This window comes from Dactylosporangium sp. NPDC051087, assembly GCF_055586325.1.
In genome coordinates, this window is record NZ_JBVJIJ010000042.1 from 60,283 (window position 1) to 81,876 (window position 21,594).

The 21,594-nt window shown below is 73.6% G+C and carries 28 protein-coding genes and 1 pseudogene; 14 read left to right on the forward strand and 15 right to left on the reverse strand.

Going from position 1 to position 21,594, the window contains the following annotated elements; all coding sequences use genetic code 11:
• Positions 1 to 31 precede the first annotated feature (31 nt).
• From ACZ6TV_RS49110 to ACZ6TV_RS49130, 5 genes are all read right to left on the reverse strand, one after another.
• Entirely contained in the window at positions 32 to 1,114 is a 1,083-nt protein-coding gene (locus ACZ6TV_RS49110; protein ID WP_465307500.1) for a hypothetical protein, read from the reverse strand.
• Positions 1,111 to 1,458 (reverse strand): PadR family transcriptional regulator, encoded by a 348-nt coding sequence (locus ACZ6TV_RS49115; RefSeq protein ID WP_465307502.1) that lies wholly within the window; start codon positions 1,456 to 1,458, stop codon positions 1,111 to 1,113. Before ACZ6TV_RS49115 ends, ACZ6TV_RS49110 begins: the two co-directional genes overlap by 4 nt.
• Before the next feature lie 374 nt (positions 1,459 to 1,832).
• On the reverse strand, positions 1,833 to 1,979 hold the full coding sequence (locus tag ACZ6TV_RS49120) for a hypothetical protein (protein WP_465307504.1): 147 nt from the start codon (positions 1,977 to 1,979) through the stop codon (positions 1,833 to 1,835).
• 163 nt (positions 1,980 to 2,142) lie between these two features.
• Positions 2,143 to 2,856, reverse strand: coding sequence for a C40 family peptidase (locus tag ACZ6TV_RS49125; RefSeq protein WP_465307506.1), 714 nt, complete (start codon positions 2,854 to 2,856; stop codon positions 2,143 to 2,145).
• A 242-nt stretch (positions 2,857 to 3,098) separates the two neighbouring features.
• Positions 3,099 to 4,070 carry a type II toxin-antitoxin system PemK/MazF family toxin gene (locus tag ACZ6TV_RS49130; protein WP_465307508.1) on the reverse strand — a complete coding sequence of 324 codons (972 nt, stop codon included), beginning with the start codon at positions 4,068 to 4,070 and terminating at the stop codon, positions 3,099 to 3,101.
• A gap of 99 nt (positions 4,071 to 4,169) precedes the next feature.
• On the opposite strand from ACZ6TV_RS49130, the gene ACZ6TV_RS49135 reads away from it, so the two are divergent.
• The 5 genes from ACZ6TV_RS49135 to ACZ6TV_RS49155 all read left to right on the forward strand — a co-directional run bounded on the left by ACZ6TV_RS49135 (position 4,170) and on the right by ACZ6TV_RS49155 (position 7,620).
• Positions 4,170 to 4,895 carry a histidine phosphatase family protein gene (locus ACZ6TV_RS49135; RefSeq protein ID WP_465307510.1) on the forward strand — a complete coding sequence of 242 codons (726 nt, stop codon included), beginning with the start codon at positions 4,170 to 4,172 and terminating at the stop codon, positions 4,893 to 4,895.
• On the forward strand, positions 4,882 to 5,760 hold the full coding sequence (locus ACZ6TV_RS49140) for an NAD(P)H-hydrate dehydratase (RefSeq protein ID WP_465307512.1): 879 nt from the start codon (positions 4,882 to 4,884) through the stop codon (positions 5,758 to 5,760). The genes ACZ6TV_RS49135 and ACZ6TV_RS49140 overlap by 14 nt, the downstream gene beginning before the upstream one ends.
• An 85-nt stretch (positions 5,761 to 5,845) precedes the next feature.
• Entirely contained in the window at positions 5,846 to 6,265 is a 420-nt protein-coding gene (locus ACZ6TV_RS49145; RefSeq protein WP_465307514.1) for a hypothetical protein, read from the forward strand.
• Between the two features lie 45 nt (positions 6,266 to 6,310).
• Entirely contained in the window at positions 6,311 to 6,820 is a 510-nt protein-coding gene (locus ACZ6TV_RS49150) for a SigE family RNA polymerase sigma factor (protein ID WP_465307516.1), read from the forward strand.
• Complete coding sequence (locus ACZ6TV_RS49155) at positions 6,808 to 7,620, forward strand: hypothetical protein (RefSeq protein ID WP_465307518.1); 813 nt, start codon at positions 6,808 to 6,810, stop codon at positions 7,618 to 7,620. The genes ACZ6TV_RS49150 and ACZ6TV_RS49155 overlap by 13 nt, the downstream gene beginning before the upstream one ends.
• Here ACZ6TV_RS49155 and ACZ6TV_RS49160 read toward each other — a convergent pair.
• Positions 7,592 to 8,986, reverse strand: a complete 1,395-nt coding sequence (locus ACZ6TV_RS49160) for a condensation domain-containing protein (protein ID WP_465307520.1) — start codon at positions 8,984 to 8,986, stop codon at positions 7,592 to 7,594. The genes ACZ6TV_RS49155 and ACZ6TV_RS49160 overlap by 29 nt on opposite strands.
• 11 nt (positions 8,987 to 8,997) lie before the next feature.
• On the reverse strand, positions 8,998 to 9,408 hold the full coding sequence (locus ACZ6TV_RS49165) for a DUF2000 family protein (protein ID WP_465307522.1): 411 nt from the start codon (positions 9,406 to 9,408) through the stop codon (positions 8,998 to 9,000).
• A 48-nt stretch (positions 9,409 to 9,456) separates the two neighbouring features.
• On the opposite strand from ACZ6TV_RS49165, the pseudogene ACZ6TV_RS49170 reads away from it, so the two are divergent.
• Positions 9,457 to 9,600 (forward strand): annotated as a pseudogene (locus ACZ6TV_RS49170) (AraC family ligand binding domain-containing protein); the annotation flags it as partial.
• Positions 9,601 to 9,703: 103 nt separating this feature from the next.
• A complete protein-coding gene (locus ACZ6TV_RS49175) occupies positions 9,704 to 10,336 on the forward strand; it encodes a helix-turn-helix transcriptional regulator (RefSeq protein ID WP_465307523.1) in 633 nt (210 codons plus the stop codon).
• On the opposite strand, the gene ACZ6TV_RS49180 is transcribed toward ACZ6TV_RS49175, so the two are convergent.
• Positions 10,288 to 10,659 carry a cupin domain-containing protein gene (locus ACZ6TV_RS49180; protein WP_465307525.1) on the reverse strand — a complete coding sequence of 124 codons (372 nt, stop codon included), beginning with the start codon at positions 10,657 to 10,659 and terminating at the stop codon, positions 10,288 to 10,290. The genes ACZ6TV_RS49175 and ACZ6TV_RS49180 overlap by 49 nt on opposite strands.
• 67 nt (positions 10,660 to 10,726) lie before the next feature.
• On the opposite strand from ACZ6TV_RS49180, the gene ACZ6TV_RS49185 reads away from it, so the two are divergent.
• Entirely contained in the window at positions 10,727 to 11,167 is a 441-nt protein-coding gene (locus ACZ6TV_RS49185) for a MarR family winged helix-turn-helix transcriptional regulator (protein WP_465307527.1), read from the forward strand.
• A 134-nt stretch (positions 11,168 to 11,301) separates the two neighbouring features.
• Here the strand turns inward: ACZ6TV_RS49185 and ACZ6TV_RS49190 are convergent, their stop codons facing one another.
• Genes ACZ6TV_RS49190 through ACZ6TV_RS49200 form a run of 3 tightly spaced genes read right to left on the reverse strand, consistent with a single transcriptional unit; the run spans position 11,302 to position 14,515 of the window.
• Positions 11,302 to 11,643, reverse strand: a complete 342-nt coding sequence (locus ACZ6TV_RS49190; protein ID WP_465307529.1) for a PadR family transcriptional regulator — start codon at positions 11,641 to 11,643, stop codon at positions 11,302 to 11,304.
• Between the two features lie 47 nt (positions 11,644 to 11,690).
• Complete coding sequence (locus ACZ6TV_RS49195; RefSeq protein WP_465307531.1) at positions 11,691 to 13,235, reverse strand: cellulose binding domain-containing protein; 1,545 nt, start codon at positions 13,233 to 13,235, stop codon at positions 11,691 to 11,693.
• Between the two features lie 20 nt (positions 13,236 to 13,255).
• Positions 13,256 to 14,515, reverse strand: coding sequence for an ArgE/DapE family deacylase (locus ACZ6TV_RS49200; RefSeq protein ID WP_465307533.1), 1,260 nt, complete (start codon positions 14,513 to 14,515; stop codon positions 13,256 to 13,258).
• A 17-nt stretch (positions 14,516 to 14,532) separates the two neighbouring features.
• Here ACZ6TV_RS49200 and ACZ6TV_RS49205 point away from each other — a divergent pair, with 17 nt between their 5' ends.
• The gene (locus tag ACZ6TV_RS49205) at positions 14,533 to 15,285 is read left to right on the forward strand and encodes an endonuclease/exonuclease/phosphatase family protein (RefSeq protein WP_465307535.1); all 753 of its coding nucleotides are present in this window, start codon (positions 14,533 to 14,535) and stop codon (positions 15,283 to 15,285) included.
• Positions 15,286 to 15,573: 288 nt separating this feature from the next.
• Here ACZ6TV_RS49205 and ACZ6TV_RS49210 read toward each other — a convergent pair whose 3' ends face one another.
• Together ACZ6TV_RS49210 and ACZ6TV_RS49215 are read right to left on the reverse strand one after the other, a co-directional pair.
• Complete coding sequence (locus ACZ6TV_RS49210; RefSeq protein ID WP_465307537.1) at positions 15,574 to 15,777, reverse strand: hypothetical protein; 204 nt, start codon at positions 15,775 to 15,777, stop codon at positions 15,574 to 15,576.
• 15 nt (positions 15,778 to 15,792) lie between these two features.
• Complete coding sequence (locus tag ACZ6TV_RS49215) at positions 15,793 to 16,461, reverse strand: GGDEF domain-containing protein (protein ID WP_465307539.1); 669 nt, start codon at positions 16,459 to 16,461, stop codon at positions 15,793 to 15,795.
• Between the two features lie 203 nt (positions 16,462 to 16,664).
• Between ACZ6TV_RS49215 and ACZ6TV_RS49220 the strand changes: the two genes are divergently transcribed.
• From ACZ6TV_RS49220 to ACZ6TV_RS49235, 4 genes are all read left to right on the forward strand, one after another.
• Complete coding sequence (locus ACZ6TV_RS49220) at positions 16,665 to 16,913, forward strand: DUF397 domain-containing protein (protein ID WP_465307541.1); 249 nt, start codon at positions 16,665 to 16,667, stop codon at positions 16,911 to 16,913.
• A 119-nt stretch (positions 16,914 to 17,032) separates the two neighbouring features.
• Positions 17,033 to 17,917 (forward strand): helix-turn-helix domain-containing protein, encoded by an 885-nt coding sequence (locus ACZ6TV_RS49225; RefSeq protein ID WP_465307543.1) that lies wholly within the window; start codon positions 17,033 to 17,035, stop codon positions 17,915 to 17,917.
• Between the two features lie 10 nt (positions 17,918 to 17,927).
• On the forward strand, positions 17,928 to 18,689 hold the full coding sequence (locus ACZ6TV_RS49230; RefSeq protein ID WP_465307545.1) for an SDR family NAD(P)-dependent oxidoreductase: 762 nt from the start codon (positions 17,928 to 17,930) through the stop codon (positions 18,687 to 18,689).
• Between the two features lie 69 nt (positions 18,690 to 18,758).
• Positions 18,759 to 19,235 (forward strand): SRPBCC family protein, encoded by a 477-nt coding sequence (locus ACZ6TV_RS49235; protein ID WP_465307547.1) that lies wholly within the window; start codon positions 18,759 to 18,761, stop codon positions 19,233 to 19,235.
• A 75-nt stretch (positions 19,236 to 19,310) separates the two neighbouring features.
• Here ACZ6TV_RS49235 and ACZ6TV_RS49240 read toward each other — a convergent pair whose 3' ends face one another.
• The gene (locus tag ACZ6TV_RS49240) at positions 19,311 to 19,751 is read right to left on the reverse strand and encodes a hypothetical protein (protein ID WP_465307548.1); all 441 of its coding nucleotides are present in this window, start codon (positions 19,749 to 19,751) and stop codon (positions 19,311 to 19,313) included.
• Positions 19,752 to 19,848: 97 nt separating this feature from the next.
• Here ACZ6TV_RS49240 and ACZ6TV_RS49245 point away from each other — a divergent pair, with 97 nt between their 5' ends.
• Positions 19,849 to 20,319 carry a DUF1203 domain-containing protein gene (locus ACZ6TV_RS49245; RefSeq protein ID WP_465307550.1) on the forward strand — a complete coding sequence of 157 codons (471 nt, stop codon included), beginning with the start codon at positions 19,849 to 19,851 and terminating at the stop codon, positions 20,317 to 20,319.
• On the opposite strand, the gene ACZ6TV_RS49250 is transcribed toward ACZ6TV_RS49245, so the two are convergent.
• Entirely contained in the window at positions 20,288 to 21,439 is a 1,152-nt protein-coding gene (locus ACZ6TV_RS49250) for a helix-turn-helix transcriptional regulator (RefSeq protein ID WP_465307552.1), read from the reverse strand. The two genes, ACZ6TV_RS49245 and ACZ6TV_RS49250, sit on opposite strands and share 32 nt — an antisense overlap.
• Between the last annotated feature and the right edge of the window lie 155 nt (positions 21,440 to 21,594).

Below are 21,594 nucleotides of genomic sequence, written 5' to 3' on the forward strand. Positions count from 1 at the left end.
ATCGATCCGGTGCCGGCTCCGGCGGCCCGGGTCAGATCCGCGCCGGCCGCGTGGCCCGCAGCTGCGCGATCGTGAGCAGCACCACGGCGATGGCGGCCAGCACCGCCGTCTGCGGCCGCGGCTGCACCATCCCGACGCCGCCGATCGCGTGGCCGCCGACCACCGCGGGGATGTGCAGCGTGGCGTCCAGCATGATCGCCACGGTGAGGCACGCGGCGGCGACCGGCAGCCGCGGGTCGACGAACAGCCCGGCGGTGACCGCGATCAGCAGCGCGAGCGGATACACGACGACGTCGGCGGGGCTGATGTACGTCCCCGTCAGCAGGTGGTGCCCGAGCCACAGGACCGCGATCACGGGGATGACGCCCAGCCAGACCGCCGACGTGCGCTGCCGCCCGGCGGTCGGCGTGCGCTGCCGCCCGGCGGTCCTGTCGGCGAGGCTCAGCCCGGCGAGGATCGCGAAGGCCGTGACGATCTGCCACGGCAGCTGGCCGAACATCGCCGGCGCGAGCATCCACAGGCCCGCCGCGACGGCCGCCACCACGGTGCGCCCCATGATCAGCGCCACCATGGCCGTGACCCCGAGCAGCGCCGCCGCCGCGTAGTGGGCGATGAGATACGGGCTCGCGGCCACGTCCTGCAGGAAGTGGGTGTCCTTGAAGTCGACCGAGTCCTCGACGACGCGGACGAGGATCCCGGTGAACGCCTGCGCCAGCAGGACCAGCGCGCCGATGCGCAGCCCTTCGGTCCACACCGCGCGGGTCGTGCGCCGCCGGCGCAGGCCGAGCCGCTCCTTCAGGCCCTGCGTCACGATGCTCGCCGCCTCGCGGGCGCTGGGCCTGCGCTGTCCTGGTGCGGCGGCGTCGAGCAGGGTGCCGATCATCTCGTCGCCGCGCTCGGCCCGCCAGCGCCTGGGATAGGCGTGCAGCAGCATCTCGTACCTGCGGACGAGGGCGCTCGTGCCGCGCTCGCCGCCGTTGTCCGCCTCGCTCGTGCGGTCGTGGTGCTTTGCCGGGGGCGTGCCGCGCTCGCCGCCGTCGCCCGCCTCGCTCCTGCGGTCGTGGTGCGGTCCTGGGGTCGTGCCGCGCTCGTCGCGGTCGTCGGCGGGGCTCATGCGGTGCTCACCGTGGTGTTGATGGCGCGGCGGCGGGCTGTCGCGTTGGTGACGACCTTCGCGGCGGCGGCGAGCCGGGCGGCCTCCTCCTGCAGTGCCTCGCCGCCGTCGCCGGTCAGCGCGTAGTAGCGCCGGGCCCGGCCGTTGACGATCTCCTCGCTGACCACCTCGACCAGGCCCGCCTCGGCGAGCCGGTCCAGCACCGCATAGAGCGACCCGGCGGCGAGCCGCACCGACCCGTCCGAGAGCGCCTCCACCCGCTTGATGATGACGTAGCCGTGCAGCGCCCCGTCCATCAGCGCGGCGAGCACGAAGTAGCTCGGCGATCTCAGTTGTATAGTCATGTAAGAAGACTATCCGCGTCGCATGTCCATCGCAAGGAATTCATTCACGCAAGCCGCTATTACGGTCTTGGTGACCCGGTCGTAGCGTGAAACGCATCGACATGGCCGCACGCGATGCTCGACGGCCTGACGCTCGCCGTCGTCACCGCTCCACTGTGGACCGCGCACCTGTGGGGCGTCGCTCGCAGAAGTCTCCTGCTGGGCCTGGTCGCCGTGGTGCAGGTGCCGGTCGCCGTGCTCGGCTTCGTCCCGATCGAGACGCCGTGGATCCACCTGGCCGCGTTCGCGGCCGCGCTGTCGTTGACGACGTGCTCGCTCTGGCGCGTCCGCCGCACCGCCCACCTCCCGGCCGCGATCCCGGTCGGCGGTCCGGGTCAGTTCGACGGCCCGGCGACCGGCGCGCACCAGGAGCCGCCGGCCGCCCGCACCGCGTTGAACGCGCAGTGCGCTTCGTCCGTCCGGCCCCAGGCGCGCAGGATCTCGGTCTCCGCGTACTCGTACCGACCGACGCGACCGGCCACCGTCCTCGCGGTGCAGGTACTCGGCCCGCAGGTCCGGCACGGCCGTTCCCTCGAAGTCCGCCACCGCCGCCCGCCGATGCGGCCGGTACAACTCCAGCCGCGGCATTTCCGACCTGCCAGCAAAATGGCGGGCGGCGGCGGTGGTTTCGGCGCGCCGCGCGGGTCAGCCGATGATGCGGCGCCCGGCGTAGAACGCGTAGACCTTGGCGATGCGGACATGGTCCCCCGGGTGCGGTGCATGGATCATCATGCCGTCGCCCAGGTAGATGCCGACGTGCCCCGAGCTGGGGAACACCAGGTCTCCCGGTTGCAGTTGCGCGCGGGACACCGACCGTCCACGGCCGATCAGGCCGCCGGTCTGGTGCGGAAGTTTGATGCCGGCCCGGGCGTAGCTGGCCACGACCAGCCCCGAGCAGTCGAATCCGTTCGGCCCGGCGGCGGCCCACACGTAGGGCTTGCCGAGCTGCGCCTTCGCGTAGGCGATGACGGCGCTCACCGATCCGGGCACCAACGGCGTCTGGGTGGTGGCCGGCTGTTTCGGCTTCGGTTTGACCGCCGGCTTCACGGTCTTCGGCTTCGTGGCCGCCGCCTCGGGCTTGACGACCTGGACGGCCTCGGTGACCCGCCGGATCGGCGGCGTCCGCCGCTCGAAGAACCGGTCGGCCCGCAGGGCCGGCGTGCGTGCGGCGAGTTGCTGCGGGATCTCCGCGGCTTCTGGTGTACGACTGGCGCCCGCGGCGGCCGGTGCCGGCAGGACGACGGTGGACAGGACTATGGCGACCGCGACAAGGCGGAGAACTGAGGACAGAACGTGCTCCCTGGTAGGTCCAGGACTCAGCTGTGCATCCCGCGGCCGGACGTTCGACCGTGCCCTCACGCAGGCAAGGGCTTTCCGGGAACCTGGACAAGGCGAAACGGTTGTCAGCGCCAGGAATGAACACCGGGCGTAGTTCGGAACCTATGCGCCCCAAGGAGATCATCAAGCGCCCGCCATCGATCTCACACGCGATGTCACCCCGCGCCCCGGCGCGCCGCGGACCCCTCAGGCCCGTGAATACGCCCCGTGACGACCCTTGATGCGATGCGCGCCCGGCACCCCGCCCGGAGTCCGCGTGCCGCCTAGGACTGGCGCAGCAGGGCGTCGCCGATGGCACCGTACGGGCGGGTGGCGTTGGCGCAGGTGCCCTTCGTGCGCAGCGCGGACAGGGTGAGCGTCCGGGCCGACGTGACGTCCAGCTCCACGGGCTCGGAGATGGTCCGGCTCACCGTGACGGTCGCCGCGGTCCGGCCGTCGATCTCGACGACCAGCTTGACCACGACGTCCTTCGGTGCGACGGCGTCGAGGCCGGCGGTACCGGTGAAGTGCTTGAACTTCCCGTCGAGCGCGAACGTCACGGCCGACGGCCGGCCCTCGCAGCCGACCCAGAAGCCGGTCGAGTCGGCGTAGTGCACGCCGTTGAGGGTGCTGTCGTAGGCGCGGCCCGACTCGCCCCGGTCGGCGGCGGTGACGCCGGCGTCGTGCAGCGGCATGTTCCCGGCGGCGGTCTTCACCTCGTCGCTGAAGCGGTCCGCCCACGGGATGACGGTGCCCGCGCACAGGGCGAGCAGCCCCGCCACGAACGCCAGGGTGCTGAGCACGCGGACCGGCGACGAGCGCGGACCGGCCGGCACGGGCAGCCCGACCCGGTGCTGCTGCGCGACCCGCTGCCACGTCGCGGGGTCCACGACGCCCGCGCGGTTGGCGAAGTCGAGCCGGTTCAGCTGGAACGGGGCCGAGAGGTCCAGGAAGCTGTTGTACGTCGCGCGCCGGTCCCACGTGCGGGTGGGGATCTCGACGTGGTCGTGCCGGTGCCGCTTGTCCTGACTGGTGATCTTCAGGATGGTGTACGACCTGCCGTCGCCGCCCAGGACGAGGGCGGGACGGCGTTTCTCGCCCTCGCCGTCGCGGTACGGGACCGTCGCCCACCAGATCTCGCCCGGCTGCGGGACCGAGCCCCCGGACCCACGGTTGAGGACCCCGGCGACGATCCAGCCGACGACTCCCGCCACGACCAGGACCACGCCGATCGTGAACACCGCATTCGCCAGCATCGCTGCGCCAACCCCCCGAGGACCGAAGCACCGATCTTGCCAGAGTCATCGAACGAACGGAATCGGTTCGGGGCGCCGGAGCCGGGGTACGACCACGGTATGGCGGATCTTCAGTGGCTCGGCGTCGTCCGGCACGGCCAGTCGACCGGCAACGTCCTCGCCCAGGCCGCCGAGGCGGGTGGGCTCGAGGAGATCGCCATCCCCGAACGCGACGCCGACGTGCCGCTGTCCGACCTGGGCAGGGAGCAGGCGCGGGCCGTCGGGCAGTGGCTTGCGGACCTGCCCGGCGGGGATCGTCCTCAGGTCGCGGTCGTCTCGCCGTACCTGCGGACCCGCCAGACCGCGGAGATCGCCCTGGCCGGCACGGGCATCCCGGCGGTGCTCGACGAACGGCTGCGCGACCGCGAGCTCGGCGTCCTCGACCTGCTCACCGCCCGCGGCGTCGAGGCGCGGCTGCCCCAGGAGGCGGCCCGGCGCCGGCGGCTCGGGAAGTTCTACTACCGCCCGCCCGGCGGCGAGTCCTGGGCCGACGTCCTGCTGCGGCTGCGGTCCCTGCTCGGCGACATCCGCGGCACGTACCCGGGCGGCCGGGTCATCCTGTTCGGCCACGAAGCACTCGTCATGCTCGTGCGGTACCTCGTGGAAGACCTCGACGAGGCGAGCCTGATGCAGATCGCGCGGGGCACGGCCCTGGGCAACTGCTCGGTCAGCAGCTGGCGCTCCGACGGCGAACGGTTGCGACCCGAACGGTTCAACGCCGTCGAGCACCTGCACCGCGAGGGCACCCCCGCCACCAGGCAGGAGGACGTCAATGCCGACGTCTGACCCGCGCACGATCACGCCCCGCCTGCTGCGCGACTGGCCCCTGCCGACCGGCACCACCGACAAGAAGCAGCGCGGCACGGTGCTCGTCATCGGCGGCTCCCGCTCCACGCCCGGCGCGGTGCTGCTCGCCGGCGTCGCGTCGCTGCGGGCCGGCGCCGGCCGTCTGCAGCTCGCCGTCCCCGACGGCACCGCCGCGGCGCTCAGCATCGCGGTGCCGGAGGCGGCCGTCATCGGGCTGCCGGAGACCGGCTCCGGGAGCGTCGCGGGTGACGTACCGAAGCGCCTGCTGGGCCTCGCGGGCGAGGCGGACACGGTCGCGGCCGGCCCGGGCCTCGACGACATCGACGAGACCGTGACCCTGCTCGACGCCGTCCTCGGCGCGGCGCGGCCGGACGCGGGGGTGGTCCTCGACGCGTACGCCCTGGGCGCCCTCAGCCGCCGCCCGCGGCTGCTCGCCGGCCGCCCGCAGCGGTTCGTGCTCACCCCGAACCTGACCGAGGCGGGCTACCTGCTCGACCGGCCCGACACCGTCGCGGACGGGGACGACCTCGCGACCATCGCCACCGAGGTCGCCCGGCGCTGTTCGGCGGTGGTCACGCTGTACGGCACCGTCGCCGACCCGGACGGGCGGGTCTGGTCCGAGGAGAGCGGCGACTCGGGGCTGGGCACGTCCGGCAGCGGCGACGTCCTCGCCGGTGTCGTCGCCGGCCTGCTCGCCCGCGGCGCCGAACCGGCACAGGCGGCCTGCTGGGGCACCTGGGCGCACGCCGTCACCGGGCAGCGGCTCGCCCCGCGGCACGGCCGCACCGGCTTCCTCGCCCGCGAGCTCCTCGACGAGGTCGCCTACACCCTGGGCACCATCTGACCGCACGTCACGTGCACCGCCCCCGCCCGCCCGACCGACGTGCGGACGATTGACGGCGGCGGCCGGGTGCGCTTGGCTGTCGGGCGTGGCGAGCCGATTCGTGGACGAGCGGGAGATCGACGACGCCGGCGGGCTGAGCCCGATCGAGCGGGAGCAGCTGCGGGCGGCCGGGAAGCTGTACGACGGCGAGGACCTGGACGCCGAGGCGCGGCTCGCCGGCGACGAGCAGGACGAGGCGAGCTTCCGCGGGTTCTGCTCGCTGTGGCGGGTCGCGGACGGCGGGCAGCCGCGGTTCGACGCGTGGCTGTACCAGGTGGACAGCGGCACCGTCTTCCGCGCCGGCACCACCGAGGTCGTCGCCGAGGTCATCCAGTTCGGCCTGGAGTGCGACGACCCCGACGTCCGGCGGGAACTCGGTCCCGCGATGGTCGCCGCCGGCATCCTCCCCAAGTCGGACTCCTCCTGCCAGGAGTTCGCCGAGCTCCTGCGACTTCAGGAGCAATAACCCACCGCGGGCAACCCCGGCCGCCGGCCGCGGTGTCAGGTGGTTGTGGCAACGGATACCGAGGGGTTCCACGCGTACGTGACCGGCCGTCTGCCGGCGCTGCGCCGGGTCGCCTACCTGCTGTGCGGCGACTGGCACACCGCCGACGACGTGCTGTCCGCGACCCTGGTCCGGGTGCTGCTGCACTGGCGGCGGGTGGCGGCGGCGGACAACGTCGACGCGTACGTCCGGCGCGTGCTGGTGCGCACGATGCTCAACGAACGCCGCCGCCCCTGGCACCGCGAGCACCCGACCGGCGTCGTGCCGGAGCCGCCCCCGGTCGCCGCGGGCAGCGACGCCGTCGACGACCGGCTGTCGCTGCTGGCCCTGCTGGACGACCTGCCCCCACGCCGCCGGGCGGTGGTCGTGCTGCGGTACTGCTGCGACCTCTCCGTCGAGGAGACGGCCCGGGAACTCGGGTGCAGCACCGGCACGGTCAAGAGCCAGGCCGCGCGGGCGCTCGACACGTTGCGGGAGCGCATGACCCTCCAGGAGGAGTCACCATGGACCAGCTGACCGACGCCCTGCGCAGGCTCGACCCGCCGCCCGCCCCGTCGCGCGTCGACCTCGACGCCGTCGTGCGCCGGGCGCGCCGGCACCGGGCCAGGACCCGGCTCCTCACCGCGGTCGCGGCGGCGGTGCTCGCCGCGGTCGCCGCCGTGCCGCTCGTGACGGACCGCGACCAGGGCAGCGCCCCGGCCGCCCAGCCGTCCGCGGTGTGCGAACCGGCCGCCGTGCCCGGCGGTCCGAAGACGGACGCCGGCACGACCGGCGGGCAGCCGGCGAACACCGAGGCGGAGCAGGCGGCCCGGGGGCTCCGGCTCGTGACGGCGTCCCTGCTGACGATGGCGCTCGACGACCCGTTGCGGCGGGCGTTGCCCGGCGCGACCCTGCTCGACGCGGCGACCTGCGCGCCGGGCTTCACGTTCCGCGCCGACGAGGCGAGGTTCGCCGCGGGTGGGCAGCGGTTCACCGCCGGGATCGTCGCCGTCGACGCCGCCGGTGCGGGCCGCGTCGACGTGCGGGTCGAGCGCGAGGCGGCCCCGGCGGGCCGCGACTGCGACGCGGGCACCGAGTCCACGACCTGCGAATGGGCGACGGAGGCGGACGGCACCGTCACGTTCCGGTCCAGGGCCGACCACGGCGACGGCATCGTCTGGTACGACGCCGGCGTCTACCGCCCGGACGGCGTCCACGTGCACCTGTCCGCCGACAACGTCGCCCTCGGCGGGACCGGCACCCGGACGCGGGTGATCCCGCCGCTGGACGACGCCGCCCTGCTCCGCCTCAGCCGGATCGAGGGCCTGACGCTGTGACCGCGATCCGCTCCAGGTGGTGCAGCAGCGCCGACGTGTCGGCGGGGGAGATGTGGGCGGTGTCGGTGTGCGCGGTGCAGCGCAACCCTTCCGGGGTGTCCTCGACGTCGAGGATCATCGGCTCGAACCCCGGCGCCGCCCGCCGCACCGTCCAGCCGAACGTCGTGCGGTGCAGCGCCGCCCGGATCTCCCCGGGCTCCGGGACGGGGCCGCCGGCAGCGGCCGGGTCGCGGCGGTCGTTGAGGAAGCAGCCGATCTCCAGGCGTTCGCCGCGTTCGGCGCCGACCCGGTCGATGAGCGCGAACAGGTCCCGCTGGTCGAAGTACGCGTGCTTGTAGGCACTCCGCGCCGCCCGCCCCGCCGCCGCCACGACCTCCTCGAACGCGCCGACCCGCTCCCACGCCGCCCCCGCGCCGCCAGCCGCGCCGACTGGGATCTGGCACAGGCCGGCCTGGACGGCGGTGCAGACCACGTCGGCGAAGCCGGGGCGGAAGCGGTTGCTCACCAGGGGGCGGACGACGACGGGGTCGATGCCGCACGTGGCGTGCACGGCGAGGGCGAACACCGCCAGCAGCACCGCCGACGGGTCCGCGCCGGTCCGTGCGGTCAGCGACCGCAACGCGAGGGGCAGGGCCGCCGAGTCGAGCACGCCGCGCCAGTACCGTGGCCGCATCGGTGCAAGCGGCTTGCGGAAGCGGACCGGGGGCATCGTCCTCAGGACGGACTCGAAGTGCCGCTGTGCCGCGTCGTTCTGCCGCCGGCCCGCCGGGGACCGCTGCCACTGTGCCTGGTCCAGGGGCTGGCGACCGGCGACCGGCAGGGAGGACCGCTCGGCGAGGTCGCGGAGCATCACCTGCGCCCCGGCGCCGTCGGCGGCGAAGTGCGAGATGAGCGCGACGACGTGGCTCGGCACGCCATGATCGAGCACCGCCGCCATCCGGATCGGGTACTCGGCCGTGAAGTCGAGCCCGGCGCGGCGGAACCGTTCGGCCACCGACGATGCCACCTCGGACGGGTCGGCGCCGGCGGACTCGTACACCAGCAGCGTCGACGAACCGGAGGCGTGGACCTCCTGGGTCGGGAGGCCGCCGGCCTGGATCCGCAGCAGCGTCCGCAGCGACGGGTGCCGGCTCAGATGGTGGCGCAGCTCGCCGGCGAGGTCGTCGACGGTCGTGCCGGGGCGCACGGGCAGTGCACCGCCGATCGGCATCCAGTGGCCGAGGGTCGTCACCGCGTTCCAGCTCTCGATCTGGCCCCACGACAGCGGCCCGCTGCCGGCTCCCGGCCCTTCGAAGGCCACCGCGACCCGATCGACAAGACCGGCATCGACAGGCCCGTCAACGGCATCGGCAAGGTGGAGGTCCATGGCGGCGGAGCCTAACGATGCAGGCGCGCTCCTTTGAGGATTCTGTCGACGGCGTTACGAGGCCCGTGCACGGCGATCCCGACGACGCGGAGATCTGCCTGGTGCACGGCCCGGACGGCGGCCCGGTTGTCCTCGTCGTTGCCGGTCTTGAAGAGCTCCTCCGTGAACGTTGCACACGCGACCGACCGTTCCGACGCCCGGCGGTGCGCGGCGGTGAGGACGGCGGCGTCGCCCTCGAACACCATGACGGGCTGGCCGAACATCGGCAGGTAGCGGTTGCCGTCGGCGTCGGCGTAGTCCTCGCCGAGCAGGTCCGGCGCGGTGCCGGCGATGCCGCTGACGACGAACGCGGTCACGTTGAGCCGCTGCCAGGTGGCCAGGTCGTCCCGCAGCAGCACGGCGATCTTCGTGGGGAAGGTCATGAGGTCAGCGTGCCCGTGCTGACCTGGGCGGTCTTGTACGTTGTGCACATGGAGCTCGTCACCGCGTGGCGGCCCAGGGTGCCCGGGATCGCCGAGGTGTTCCACGCGCATTTCGTGGACCACGCCTATCCGCCGCACGTCCACGACGCCTGGACGCTGCTGATCGTCGACCAGGGCGCGATCCGCTTCGACCTGGACCGGCACCACCGCGGCGCGGCCGGGGCGTCGGTGACCCTGCTGCCGCCGGACGTCGCGCGACGGACGGGCGGCGACCGGCGACGGGTTCCGCAAGCGGGTGCTGTACCTCCACACGACGGTCCTCGACGCGGGTCTGGCCGGCGCCGCCGTCGACCGGCCCGGCGTCGACGACCCGCTGCTGCGGCACCGCATCCACCAGCTGCATCTCGCCCTGGACGCGCCCGGTGACGAGCTGGAGGCGGAGAGCCGGCTCGCGCTGATCCGGGACCGGCTGCGGCGGCACTTCGGCGCGGTGCCCCAGCCGCAGGGCGGGCACCGGGGCGTGGCGGTCGGGCTGCGGGAGCTGCTCGACGCGCGGACCCGGGAGGGGATCACCCTCACCGAGGCCGGCGCGCTGCTGCAGTGCCATCCCGGGCACCTGGTCAGGTCGTTCACGGCGGCGTTCGGTCTGCCGCCGCACCGGTACCTGGTGGGCCGCCGCGTCGAACAGGCCCGCCGCCTGCTGCTGGACGGTCGCCGCCCGGCCGACGTGGCCGCGGAGGCCGGCTTCCACGACCAGTCCCACCTGCACCGGCACTTCGTCCGGCACGTGGGCGTGACGCCGGCCCGGTACGCCGCCCAGGGCGGAGTGCGTCAGGAGCCGCGTCAGGCCGCCCATGGCGGAGTGCGTCAGGAGCCGCGTCAGGCCGCCCAGGGCGGGGTGCCGAAGACCGAGCCGTCGGCGCGGTAGGCGGTGAAGCCGGCGGCCACGCTGACGAACACCTCGGCGGGCTCGGCCCCGGGGTTGTGTGCCGCGATCGGCTCCCCGGCCGGCACCACGACGGAGTCGCCGGCGCCGAGCACCTCACCGCCGGGCGTGACCCGCAGCTGCCCCGACAGCACCATGAACACCTCGTCGCGGTCGATGCTGTGCGGCATCGACTCGTGACCGGCGGCGACGGTCAGCCGCCACGCGCACACCTGCCGGGACCCGTTGCTGGGGCCCGAGAACACCGTGAACCTGGATCCGTCGAGCTCGAATCGCGGCGCGTCGGCCGCACGGACGATACTCATCCTGTCCTCCTTGAAGGTCGTGGCAAAACGCTAAACCAGGTTTCTTACTTTGTAAACGGGGTTTCGTATGTCTGATCTCACGCCCGATGAGCTGCGGTCGCTGCCGCTGGGCCGGCTGCTGCTGCACGCGCACCGGCGGGCGCAGGCGGCGTCCCTGGCGAAGCTGCAGGCGGGCGGGCACGGCGAGATCCGGCTCGGGCACGTGCCGGTGATCACGAACCTGGATCCGGAGGGGACACGGATCACTGATCTGGCGGCGAAGGCGGGCATGACCCGGCAGATGATGGGCCGCCTGGTGCGGGAGCTGGAGGCGTCCGGCTACGTGTCGAGCCGTCCGGACCCGAATGACCAGCGGGCCGTGATCGTGGCGCTGACGGACCGGGGCGCGGCGTTCCTCGCCGACGCGCCGGCGGCGATGGCGGCGGTCGACGGTGATTTCGCGGCGCTGCTGGGTGCCGACGAGCTGTCGCGGCTCCGGGAGGCGCTGTTGCGCATCAGCAGCACCTGAGCGGCCGCCTGAAAATACCCGGCCGTGGTGTGGCCTGTGTGCGGTGCCGCGGGTGTGGTGCGGCAGGGTGCGGCGCGGGCTGATGCGCCGCCGGACGGGACGGGCTGGAGTGGTGTGCTGCCGCCCGCAGGGTCTCAGGCGGCGTCGGTGGCGAGGCGGAGCTGCCGGAGGCGCCGGTCGGCGGCGGCGGCGTTGCGGTGCAGCCGGTCGGTTTCGGCGCTGAGCAGGTCGCGTCCGGGTGCGGTGAGCCGGTAGTAGCGGCGCAGGCGCGAGGCGACGACCTCTTCCCGGTCGACTTCGATGAGCCCGTCGACGCGGAGCCGGTCGAGGATGCCGTAGAGTGTGCCGGCCTGGAGGCGGACGCGATCATCGGAGATGCGCCGCACGTCCTCCAGGACGCTGTAGCCGTGCTGTGGCTCGGCCGCGAGTGCGGTCAGCACGAGGAATGTCGGTTCTCGTAACGGTACGCCAGTCATGCCCATCACTATATTCAGCTCATCGGTATATACCATCGACCGATCGGTCACCCGGTCGTGGGGGTGATGTTCGTCAATCCTCCCGTGGCGTTGGTGACGCGGTTGGAGGTATAGACGACGTTGAGGTTGCCCGCGCACTTCGACGTGGACGTCACGTTGATCGCGTAGCGGCCGGTCCCGCCGAGGTCGGACACGTTGTCCCGCCACACGTTGCCGCAGCCGGAGCCGGCGACGGGGTTGTGCGTCTCGTAGCCGTTGGCGAAGGTCCCCGGCGCGCTGAACGTGCCGGTGTTGCCCTGGACCAGGTAGCCGGTGCCTTTCATGTCGACCCACGAGTCGGCGGAGTTCTGCCCGGCGATGCCGCGCCCGTCGAACGTGTTGCCGCGGATGACCCCGTCGACGGTGCCTTCCTTGACGTCGATGTGCTCCGCCGCCACGTACGGCCCGATGTGGTTGTCCAGCACCTGCACCCGGTCGGACCGGTCGACGCCGCCGCTGGTGCCGTGGCAGGCCCAGTTCGAGTTCGCGGAGCCGAGGTAGACGCCCTCGCCGTACGCGGGCTGCGCGGTGCCGGTGTACTCGATCGTCGAGTCGCGGATCACACCGTCCGATGAGGACCGTCTGAAGTGGACGCCCTCGTCGCCGATGTGGTGCACGTACAGCCCGTCGAGCGACACGTGCGGCGAGTCGTCGACGACGACGCCCTTCTTCGCGTTCGCGACGGTGAAGCCGCGCAGGTTCCAGTACGGCGCGCCGGCCAGCCAGAACCCGTAGCCGGGGTCCCAGCCGGGCGTCGGGACCGGGCACGACGGGCCGCTGCCGGCGCTCGCCGGGTTGGTCAGGACCGCCGTGCGGGGCCCGGTGACGGTGATCGGCGCGGCGGCGGTGCCGGGTGTCGTGCCGATGAACGACCCGTCGTAGGTCCCGGGCGCGAGCCGGATCGTCTGCCCGGGCCGTGCCGCACGGAGGGCCGCCTCCAGCTGCGCCGCCGTCGAGACGTCCACAGTGGATCCGCTGGTGGGGGGAGCCGACGGCGAAGGGCCGGGCGAGGACGGCGCGGGGGACGACGGCGCGGGGGACGACGGCGCGGGGGACGACGGCGCGGGGGACGACGGCGCGGGGGACGACGGTGCGGGGGACGACGGTGCGGGGGACGACGGTGCGGGGGACGACGGTGCGGGGGAGGACGGTGCGGGTCCGCCCGCGCACGGCGCGCCGTTGAGGGTGCAGTTGAGCGGCGCCCCGGTGCCGCTGACGTTGAACCCGAAGCGGACCGTCGCACCGGCGGCGACGGTCCCGTTCCAGGAGGCGTTGGCGAAGCGGTGGTGCTGCCCGGTGCTGGTGCGCGCCGAGTCCCACGAGCTGCTCACCGTGGATCCGGCCGGCAGGTCGAACTCGACGACCCATCCGCTCGCCGCGGCGTCGCCCCGGTTGGCGACGGCGAACTCGCCGCCGTAGCCGCTGCCCCACACCGACGTCTGGGTGAACGTGGCCGTCAGCGCTGCGGCCGCGGCCGAGGCGGTCAGCGGTGCGAGGAGCAGCACCGCCGCGCCGGCGGCCAGCCCCGGCAGCAACGTGCGCGAGATCCGCATGGCTGATTAGTAAACAGTCTTTACAACTCTTGGTCAATGCCTTCGGAGGAAAAGTCGAGCGCGAGGTCGACCAGCGTGGCCGAGCACGCGTGCACCTGGGCGATCGACACCTTCTCGTCCGGGCAGTGCCCGTAGCCGACGCCCGGGCCGTACTGCACGGTCGGAATGCCGCCGATGTTCGTCAGCAGCCGCAGGTCGGATCCGTACGGCGCGCCGACGACCTCCGGCGTGTTGCCGAAGGTGTGGGCGGCCAGCACCCGCCGCACGAGGTCGGTGCCCGACGGGCAGCGGCCGGACGCGAACTGCCCGCCCCACCACTCGACCGTCACCGGGTGCTCCTTCAGCCACGGGTCGCCGGCGCACGCCTCCGCGACCGTCCGCTCGAACTCGGCCCGGGCCTGCTCGACCGGCTCGTCGAGCGCGACCCCGAAGCGCCCCTCGGCGACCAGCAGGTCGGGGACCGTGGAGGCCCAGTCGCCGGCCCGTACCGTGCCGATCTCCAGCGGATACGCGATGTCCCAGCGGCGCATCATCGGGTCGACGACCCGGTTGCGGGACGCCTCCAGCGCGCGCAGGACCGGGAAGATCAGCTGGAACTTCTCGACGGCGCTGACGCCGGTGGTACGGGCGCAGGCGTGCGCGGCGAGACCCGGCACCCGCAGCCGGAAGGTGAGGGCACCGCCGTTGGCGGCGAGGACGTCCAGGGCGGTCGGCTCGGTGATCACGCACGCGTCGGCGCGCCAGCCGCGCTCGAGGGTCGCGTAGGTGCCCAGCCCCCCGTCCTCCTCGCCGACGACCGCGGCGAGCAGCAGGTCGCCGGGCAGCTTCGTGCCGCTGCGGTGCAGGGCGAGCAGCGCCGCCAGGGCGGACACGAAGCCGCCCTTCATGTCGCAGGCGCCGCGGCCGTACACGTGGCCGTCCTCGACGCGTCCGGAGAACGGGTCGTCGGACCAGGTGGCGAGGTCACCGGGCGGGACGACGTCCAGGTGCCCGTTGAGCATGAGGGTGCGCCCGCCGCCGGTGCCGGGCAGCCGGGCCACGAGGCCCCACGCCTCGGAGCGCTCGACCTCCATGCCGGGGAAGTCGGGGCGGGCGGCGAGCTCGGCGACCGGGATCTGCCACAGGTCGGTCTCGACGCCCTCCGCGGCGAGCAGGCCGGCGACGTGCCGCACGATCTCGCCTTCAGCTTGGGTGCCACCCACACTGGGTACGCGGATCAGGTCGACGAGGGTGCCGATGGTCTCGTCGCGGGAGCTGAGGAGAGCGTTGTGGACGTCCATCCGGGCAATGTATGTCGTTGACGCTGCTGACGTACAACATCCTGACCGGCGCCAACCGGGGCAGGCTGGACGCCGTGTGCGCGGTCGTCGATGCCGCGGCGCCCGACGTCGCGGCGGTGCAGGAGCTGCGGGGCGACCCGCCCCTCGCGGCGCGCACGGGGATGCGGCTGCACGTGGCGCCGCCGCGGACCGGGCAGCCCGTCGGCCTGCTCGTCGCGCCGCACCTGCGGGTCCTGCGCAGCGGCACGGTGCCGGGCCGCTTCCATCACGGCGCGGCCTGGGTGGAGGTGGCGACGTCGTCGGGCCCGCTGACGCTGGTCAGCGCGCACCTGTTCCCCTACTGGGGGAGGATCCGCCTGTACGAGGCCGGCCGGCTGGCCGCGTTCGCCCGGCGCCGGGAGCGGGTCGTGCTGATGGGCGACCTCAACTCCCTCGACCCGGACACCGGATACCGGGACGTGCAGCGGCGGCACCGGCGGTGGTTCGGCCGCGGCGGCGTCGACACGCGGGCGGTGGCGCTGCTGACCCGCCGCGGGCTGGTCGACGTGTTCCGCGAGGTCGGCGAGGGGGAGGGCTGGACGGTCCCGACGGCGCTCGGCGGCGAGGAGTTCGTGCGCTCGCGCCTGGACTACATCCTGGCGTCGCCGGCCGTGGCCGGTGACTTCACGTCGTGCCGCGTGCTGACCGGCGGCGGGACTGCGTCCGCATCTGACCATTTTCCGGTGCTGGCGACGATCGCGACGGACCCCGCGGGTCGATCTGCTCCCTGACCTGCGCCGGTCTGCGGTGCCCGCCGAGCGGCGGGTTCGCGACCCAGCGGATCGCGGGGGCCTGGCCCGGGGCCGGCAGCCAGCCCAGGAACCGGGTCCAGAGCTGGTCCGTGCCGAGCTGGCGGAGGTCCTCGGCGGCGTCGGCGACCCGCAGCGCCATCATCGTGCGCAGCGCGGCGGGGCTGTCGCCGTGCTCCGCGACGAGCTGGGCGCGTTTCGCCGCGCACGGCCACGGCTCGCGACATCCCGTGCACAGCCAGGTCGGCCGGGCGGGGATGTGCGCGATTGTCACCCCAGACTCCCGGGCCGGGCGAGCTCGAGGCGGCGCAGGGCGTAGACGAGCACCGAGTTGCGGGCGGAGACGTACTGGTCGCACGGCCAGGGCTGGTTGCAGTCGCGGCACTGCTCGGCACGGTGGAGCTTGGCGGCCAGCCAGCCCTTCGGACGGGGCTGGTGGCGGCGGCGCTGGCGGACGAGCTCTTTGAGGTCCATCGCGGGGGGTCCTTGTCAGGTCGCCGAGGTCGGGTGGGTGGGCTTGGCGAGGCGGAGCGAGGTGTGCAGGACGTGCTGGTGCGCCACCAGGTGGGCCCTGTGGGGCTGGCTGTGGCGCTGGGTGTGACGCTTGGCGCGGTACATGGCGGCGTCGGCCCGGTGCACCGCGTCGGCGAGGTGCGCGCTGGTCTCGACCGGGACCAGCCCGACCGACGTGCTGACCGACACGACCTGACCGGCGAGCCGCATCGGCGCCGCGAGGACGTCGGCGAGGTGGGCCGCCTGCACGTCGGGCTCCTCGTCGCGGCGGGGGATGAGGCCGGCGAACTCGTCGCCGCCGAGCCTGGCCACGATGCCCCGGCCGGCGCACGAGGAGAAGCGGTGCCCGATGGTGACGAGGACCTCGTCGCCCGCGGAGTGGCCGTAGACGTCGTTGATCTGCTTGAACCCGTCGACGTCGAGGACCACCGCGACCAGGGGGTGCGCGTGCGGGTCGGCGACGAGCTCCGCGCCGCGCATGTAGAAGGCGCGCCGGTTGGGCAGGCCTGTCAGCGGGTCGTGGCTGGCGGCGTGCCGCTCCACGGTGAGCTGTCGTTGCAGCTGGACCACCCGGCGGTGGGACACCCACGCCGCGCACGCTCCAGCCGCCACGGCCGCACCGGCCAGGAAGGCGAGAGGGTCCATTCGCGCGTCCTCCAAGATCGTAGCTGGGGAAGCCACCCGATCATTTGGGAGCGAACGTCCGGTTCTGGTCACAAATTGTGAGCGTCCCCGCACATTCGCACATGCGCTAGCATGCGCGTTATCGGCTGCATACGCAAGAGCCGATGCACGTGCAGACGCCGATTCTCGGCAAACTTTCAACTACATGTTGCAGAGAGATGTCCATGGAGCAGACGTACAACGGGATGCCGGCCGGCGACCTGCCGGGTGTGCCCTGGCAGAAGAGCCGTCGCAGCAACCCCAGCGGCAACTGCGTCGAGCTGGCCCCCCTACCCGGCGGGACCGGCTTCGCGATGCGTAACTCGCGCGACCCTCAGGGGCCCGCGCTCATCTACACCTACGACGAGATCGCCGCCTTCATCGCCGGCGCCCGCGACGGCGACTTCGACAACCTGCTGGACCACGACCGCTGAGGACGTGGGCTTGTGGAGATACCGCCGGATCGACGCGAGCCCACTCCCGCTTACTGTCGGGTCATGGCATGCTTACTCCGGCTCGGCCAGGAGTCATGGGCAGAACTCGGAGGCAGTAGGTGACGACCGGAACCCCTGAAGGTGGCTCCGCCGGAGGCCCCACCGTCCTCCGCATGCTGCTGGGTGCCCACCTGCGCCGCCTCCGCGAGGCTCAGGGCGTGACCCGGGAGGACGCCGGCTGGGAGATCCGCTCGTCGGAGTCGAAGATCAGCCGCATGGAGCTCGGGCGCGTCGGCTTCAAGGAGCGCGACGTCGCCGACCTGCTCACCCTCTACGGCCTCGACGACGAGGAGGAGCGCACCCGGCTGCTCGCCCTCGCCCGCGACGCCAACAACCCCGGCTGGTGGCACCGCTTCGGCGACGTGCTGCCCAATTGGTTCCAGTCCTACCTCGGCCTCGAGGCCGCCGCGGCCCTCATCCGCACGTATGAGGTCCAGTTCGTCCCCGGCCTGCTGCAGACCAAGGAGTACGCGCGGGCCGTCGTCCTGCTCGGCCACGGCCGGGCCAAGGCCGACGAGATCGACCGCCGGGTCGAGCTGCGGATGGCCCGCCAGCAGGTCCTCACCCGCGCCGACGCGCCGAAGCTGTGGGTCGTCGTCGACGAGGCCGCGCTGCGCCGCCCCATCGGCGGCATCGACATCATGCGCGAGCAGGTCAACGCGTTGCTCGAGGCCAACACGTTGCCCAACGTGCGGCTGCAGGTCATCCCGTTCAACGCGGGCGGCCACGCGGCCGCCGGCGGCGCGTTCACCATCCTGCGCTTCCCCGACCAGGACCTGCCCGACGTGGTCTACATCGAGCAGCTCACCAGCGCCCTCTACCTCGACAAACGCGACGACGTCGACCTCTACGCCGAGGCCATGGAGCGGCTCTGCGTCGAGGCCCGCCCGCCGACGGAGACCCAGAAGGTCCTCGAGGAGATCCGGCGCGATCTCGAGGGGTAATTTCCCTTGTATGGGATCTTTGTCAGGCACTGTCGCTCTCGTCACCGGCGCCTCCAGCGGGATCGGTGAGGCGGCCGCACTGTCGCTCGCCTCCCGTGGCGCCGCCGTCGCGCTCGCCGCCCGCCGCGCCGACCGGCTCGGCACGCTCGCCGACCGCATCCGCGCCGACGGCGGTGTCGCGCTCGTCGTCGAGGCCGACGTCACCGACCAGTCCGCCGCCGTCGCCGCGGTACAGCGGACGGTGGACGAGCTCGGCCGGCTCGACACCCTCGTCAACAACGCCGGCGTCATGCTCCTCGGGCCCGTGCTCGACGCGCCCGTCGACGAGTGGCGCACGATGGTCTCCGTCAACGTCATGGGCCTGCTGTACTGCGCGCACGCCGCGCTCCCGCACCTGCTCGCCGCGGCCGCCGACGGTCCGCGCAAGGTCGCCGACCTGGTCAACGTCAGCTCCGTCGCCGGCCGCGTCGCCCGCAACGGCAGCGGCGTCTACAACGCCACCAAGCACGCCGTCGGCGCCTTCAGCGAGGCCCTGCGGCAGGAGGTCACCGGCAGGTATGTCCGGGTGTCCCTGGTCGAGCCCGGGGCCGTCTCGACGGAACTGGCGGGCCACAACCGGCCGGAGATCCTGGAGACGATCAAGCAGCGCTTCGCCGACATGCAGCGCCTCGAGGCCGAGGACATCGCCGACACGATCACCTACATCGTGACCCGCCCGCGGCACGTCGCGGTCAACGAGCTGCTGGTGAGACCGACGCAACAGCAGGCCTGAGCCCGTTTGCCCGGCCGTCTTGCGGGCACGGGACGGTGGTACACCCACATCAAGAGTTCGGAGGAACGCATGAGTGGCGTGACAGAGACCATCGACGTCCACGTACCGGTGCGCACCGCATACAACCAGTGGACGCAGTTCGAGTCGTTCCCTCGGTTCATGAGCGGCGTCGAGTCCATCCGGCAGGTCGACGACCGGCGCACCCACTGGGTGACGAAGGTCGGCGGCGTCCGCCGCGAGTTCGACGCCGAGATCACCGAGCAGCAGCCTGACCAGCGGATCGCGTGGAGGAGCGTCGGCGGCGACACCGAGCACGCCGGCGTCGTCACCTTCCACCGCCTGGGCGAGCAGGACACCCGGGTCACCGTCCAGCTCGACTGGCAGCCCGAGGGCATCGTGGAGAAGGCGGGCGCCGCGGTCGGTGCCGACAACCTCCAGGTGAAGGCCGACACGAAGCGCTTCAAGGAGTTCATCGAGGAGCGCGGCGGCGAGTCCGGCCAGCGGCGCGGCGACGTCCCGCGCGACGTCCCGCGCCCGGGCCTGTAGCCCTTCGCCCTGTCCGGGGCGCCGCTCCTGTCACCAGGGGCGGCGCCCTTCGCCGTTCCCGGCGCCGGTGGATGTTCAGCGCAGGGCGTGGGCGATGCGGTCCAGGGCGTCGTTGCGGGGGGTGGCGCGGTCCAGGAGGTTGGACTGGTGGGAGGCGATGATGCCGGCGACGACCGGGGTCTCGGCCTTCTCGATCTCCCGGTCGGCGGCCTGCGCGGCGTCCGCGGCGATCCTGGCCGCCTCCCGGCCCGGCAGCGCCTGCCACGTCGGCAGGAGGGTGTGGTTGAGGGCGTCGTCGTACCACGGGGGCACGGTCGGCGGGGGCAGTTCGCCGGAGCGCCAGCGTTTCACGAGGGTCTGCGCCCAGCGGTCCCAGAACGCGAGCTGCGCGAGGACGGTCGCGACGGTCCAGCTGGGGGTGACCGGCTTGGAGAGGTCGTCGTCGCCGAGTGAGTCGATGAGGGTGGTCAGGCGTTGCCGCGCCGCGGCGTTCTCGTCCAGGGGTACGCGATCCACCCCTTCAACGGTAAGCGCGCCGGTGCGGGTCCGCACGGCGAGCGAGAGGGCCGATTCCCGCCAGCCAACCAGGGCCGGCACCGGCCAGGATCGGGGTATGTTCACGATTCACGCGATCGACCCCGGCACCCTGGAATCGGTGCGGGGCAAGGGCACCGACGTGTCCGGCAACCCCGTCGAGGCGACGACCGCGGAGGGCGGCGAGCCGCTGCGGTGCTGCCTGCGGGACGCGACCGGGGGCGAGCGGCTGATCCTGTTCGGGTTCGAGCCGGTGCTGCCCGCCGCGAGCCCGTACCGCGAGATCGGCGCCGTCTTCGCGCACGCCGAGCGGTGCGGCGGGCCCGCCGGGGCCGGCTATCCGGACGGCTGGCGCGGCAGGTCGCAGGTGCTGCGGGCCTACGACGCGCGCGGCTGGATCCATCCCGCGACCCGGGTGCACGACGGCACCGACCCGGAAGGGGTCCTGGCCGGCGTGTTCGCGGACGCGGCGGTGGTCCGGGTCGACTCCCGCAACGTCGCCTACGGCTGCTTCATGTTCACGGTGACCCGCGCAGCTGGTGGGCGGTGAGGGCGGTGCGGTTCGGCAGGCCGAGCTTGGCCAGGATGTGCCGGACGTGCGTCTCGACGGTCCGTTCGCTGACGACGAGCCGCGCGGCGATGTCCCGGTTCGACAGCGCCGCCGCGACGAGGGCGGCGACCTCGCGTTCCCGGGCGGTGAGCGGGTCGTCGGCGAGCGCGGCGGCGGTCCGCGCCGCGCCCGGCATCCCGAGCCGCCGCGCCTGCGCCCCCGCCCGCTGAGCGGACCCGTCACCGGCACCCGCACCGGCACCGGCCGAGGCGGGCAGGGCGGCGAGGTCGAGCCAGGTGTGCACCAGCCACGGGCGGGCGTCGAGGCGGGTGTTGCCCTCGACCGCCCGCCGCAGGGCGGCGACGGCGGCGTCGTGCCGCCCGAGCACCGCCAGGAGCCGGCCGATGGTCCGGTCGGCGGCGCCGCCGCAGAAGCTGTCGGCGTTGCCGGGCAGGCCGCCGGAGCCCGTCCACGGCAGCCACTGCGGCAGCGCCCAGCCCGCCGCCTCCGTGTCCTGGAAGATCAGCGCCAGCTCGGTGAGGTGCTGCAGGAGGCCGAGCCGGCGGGTGCCGCGGCCGGGCTCGCGCAGCAGGTGGCGCAGGCGTTCGTACCCGGCGAGGGCCTCGTCCCGGTCGCCGGCCTGGTGCCACGCCAGCGCCGCCGCCGCGGACGCCAGGGGCAGCCGCGGGAACGCGCCGAGCCGCTCCTGCCAGCCGTCGCGCAGCTCGCCGGGGTCGCCGCGCAGGAGCGCGAGGAGCCCGGCGAAGACGTCGGTGACGAGGGCGGCGAGGTCGTCGCCGAGGGTCCCGGCGATCCGGTGCGCCGCCGCGGAGGCGTCCCGCGCGGCGCCGAACCGGCCGGCGAGCGCGGCCCGGGCGGCGTCGACCCGCCGGGCCCGCCACGCCGCCACGGGCAGCCGCGACGCGTCCGCGAGGTCGTGCAGCCGGGTGATGCCGTCGTCGACGCCGCGCAGGTCCAGGGTGTGGTACCGGGCGTCGAGCCGCCACAGTTCGGCGCTCACGGCCGCCATGAGCCGCCCCTCGCGCAGTGCGGTGTCCCCGGCGAGGCCGGCGAGCCTGAGCCGCTCGGCGGTGTCGCCGGGCCGGTCCAGGTGCCACATCCGGGCCCGGGCCGCGTCCAGCAGCGCGTCCGGGTCGCCCGCGGCCTCGGGGGGGGGGGAAGCACCCCCGCCTCCGTCTGGGGCGCGTAGGGTGGCACCCGCCCTCAGCCCAGCCAAACGGGGGGGAAGAAGCGTCAGTGCGGTGGCGAGGGGGA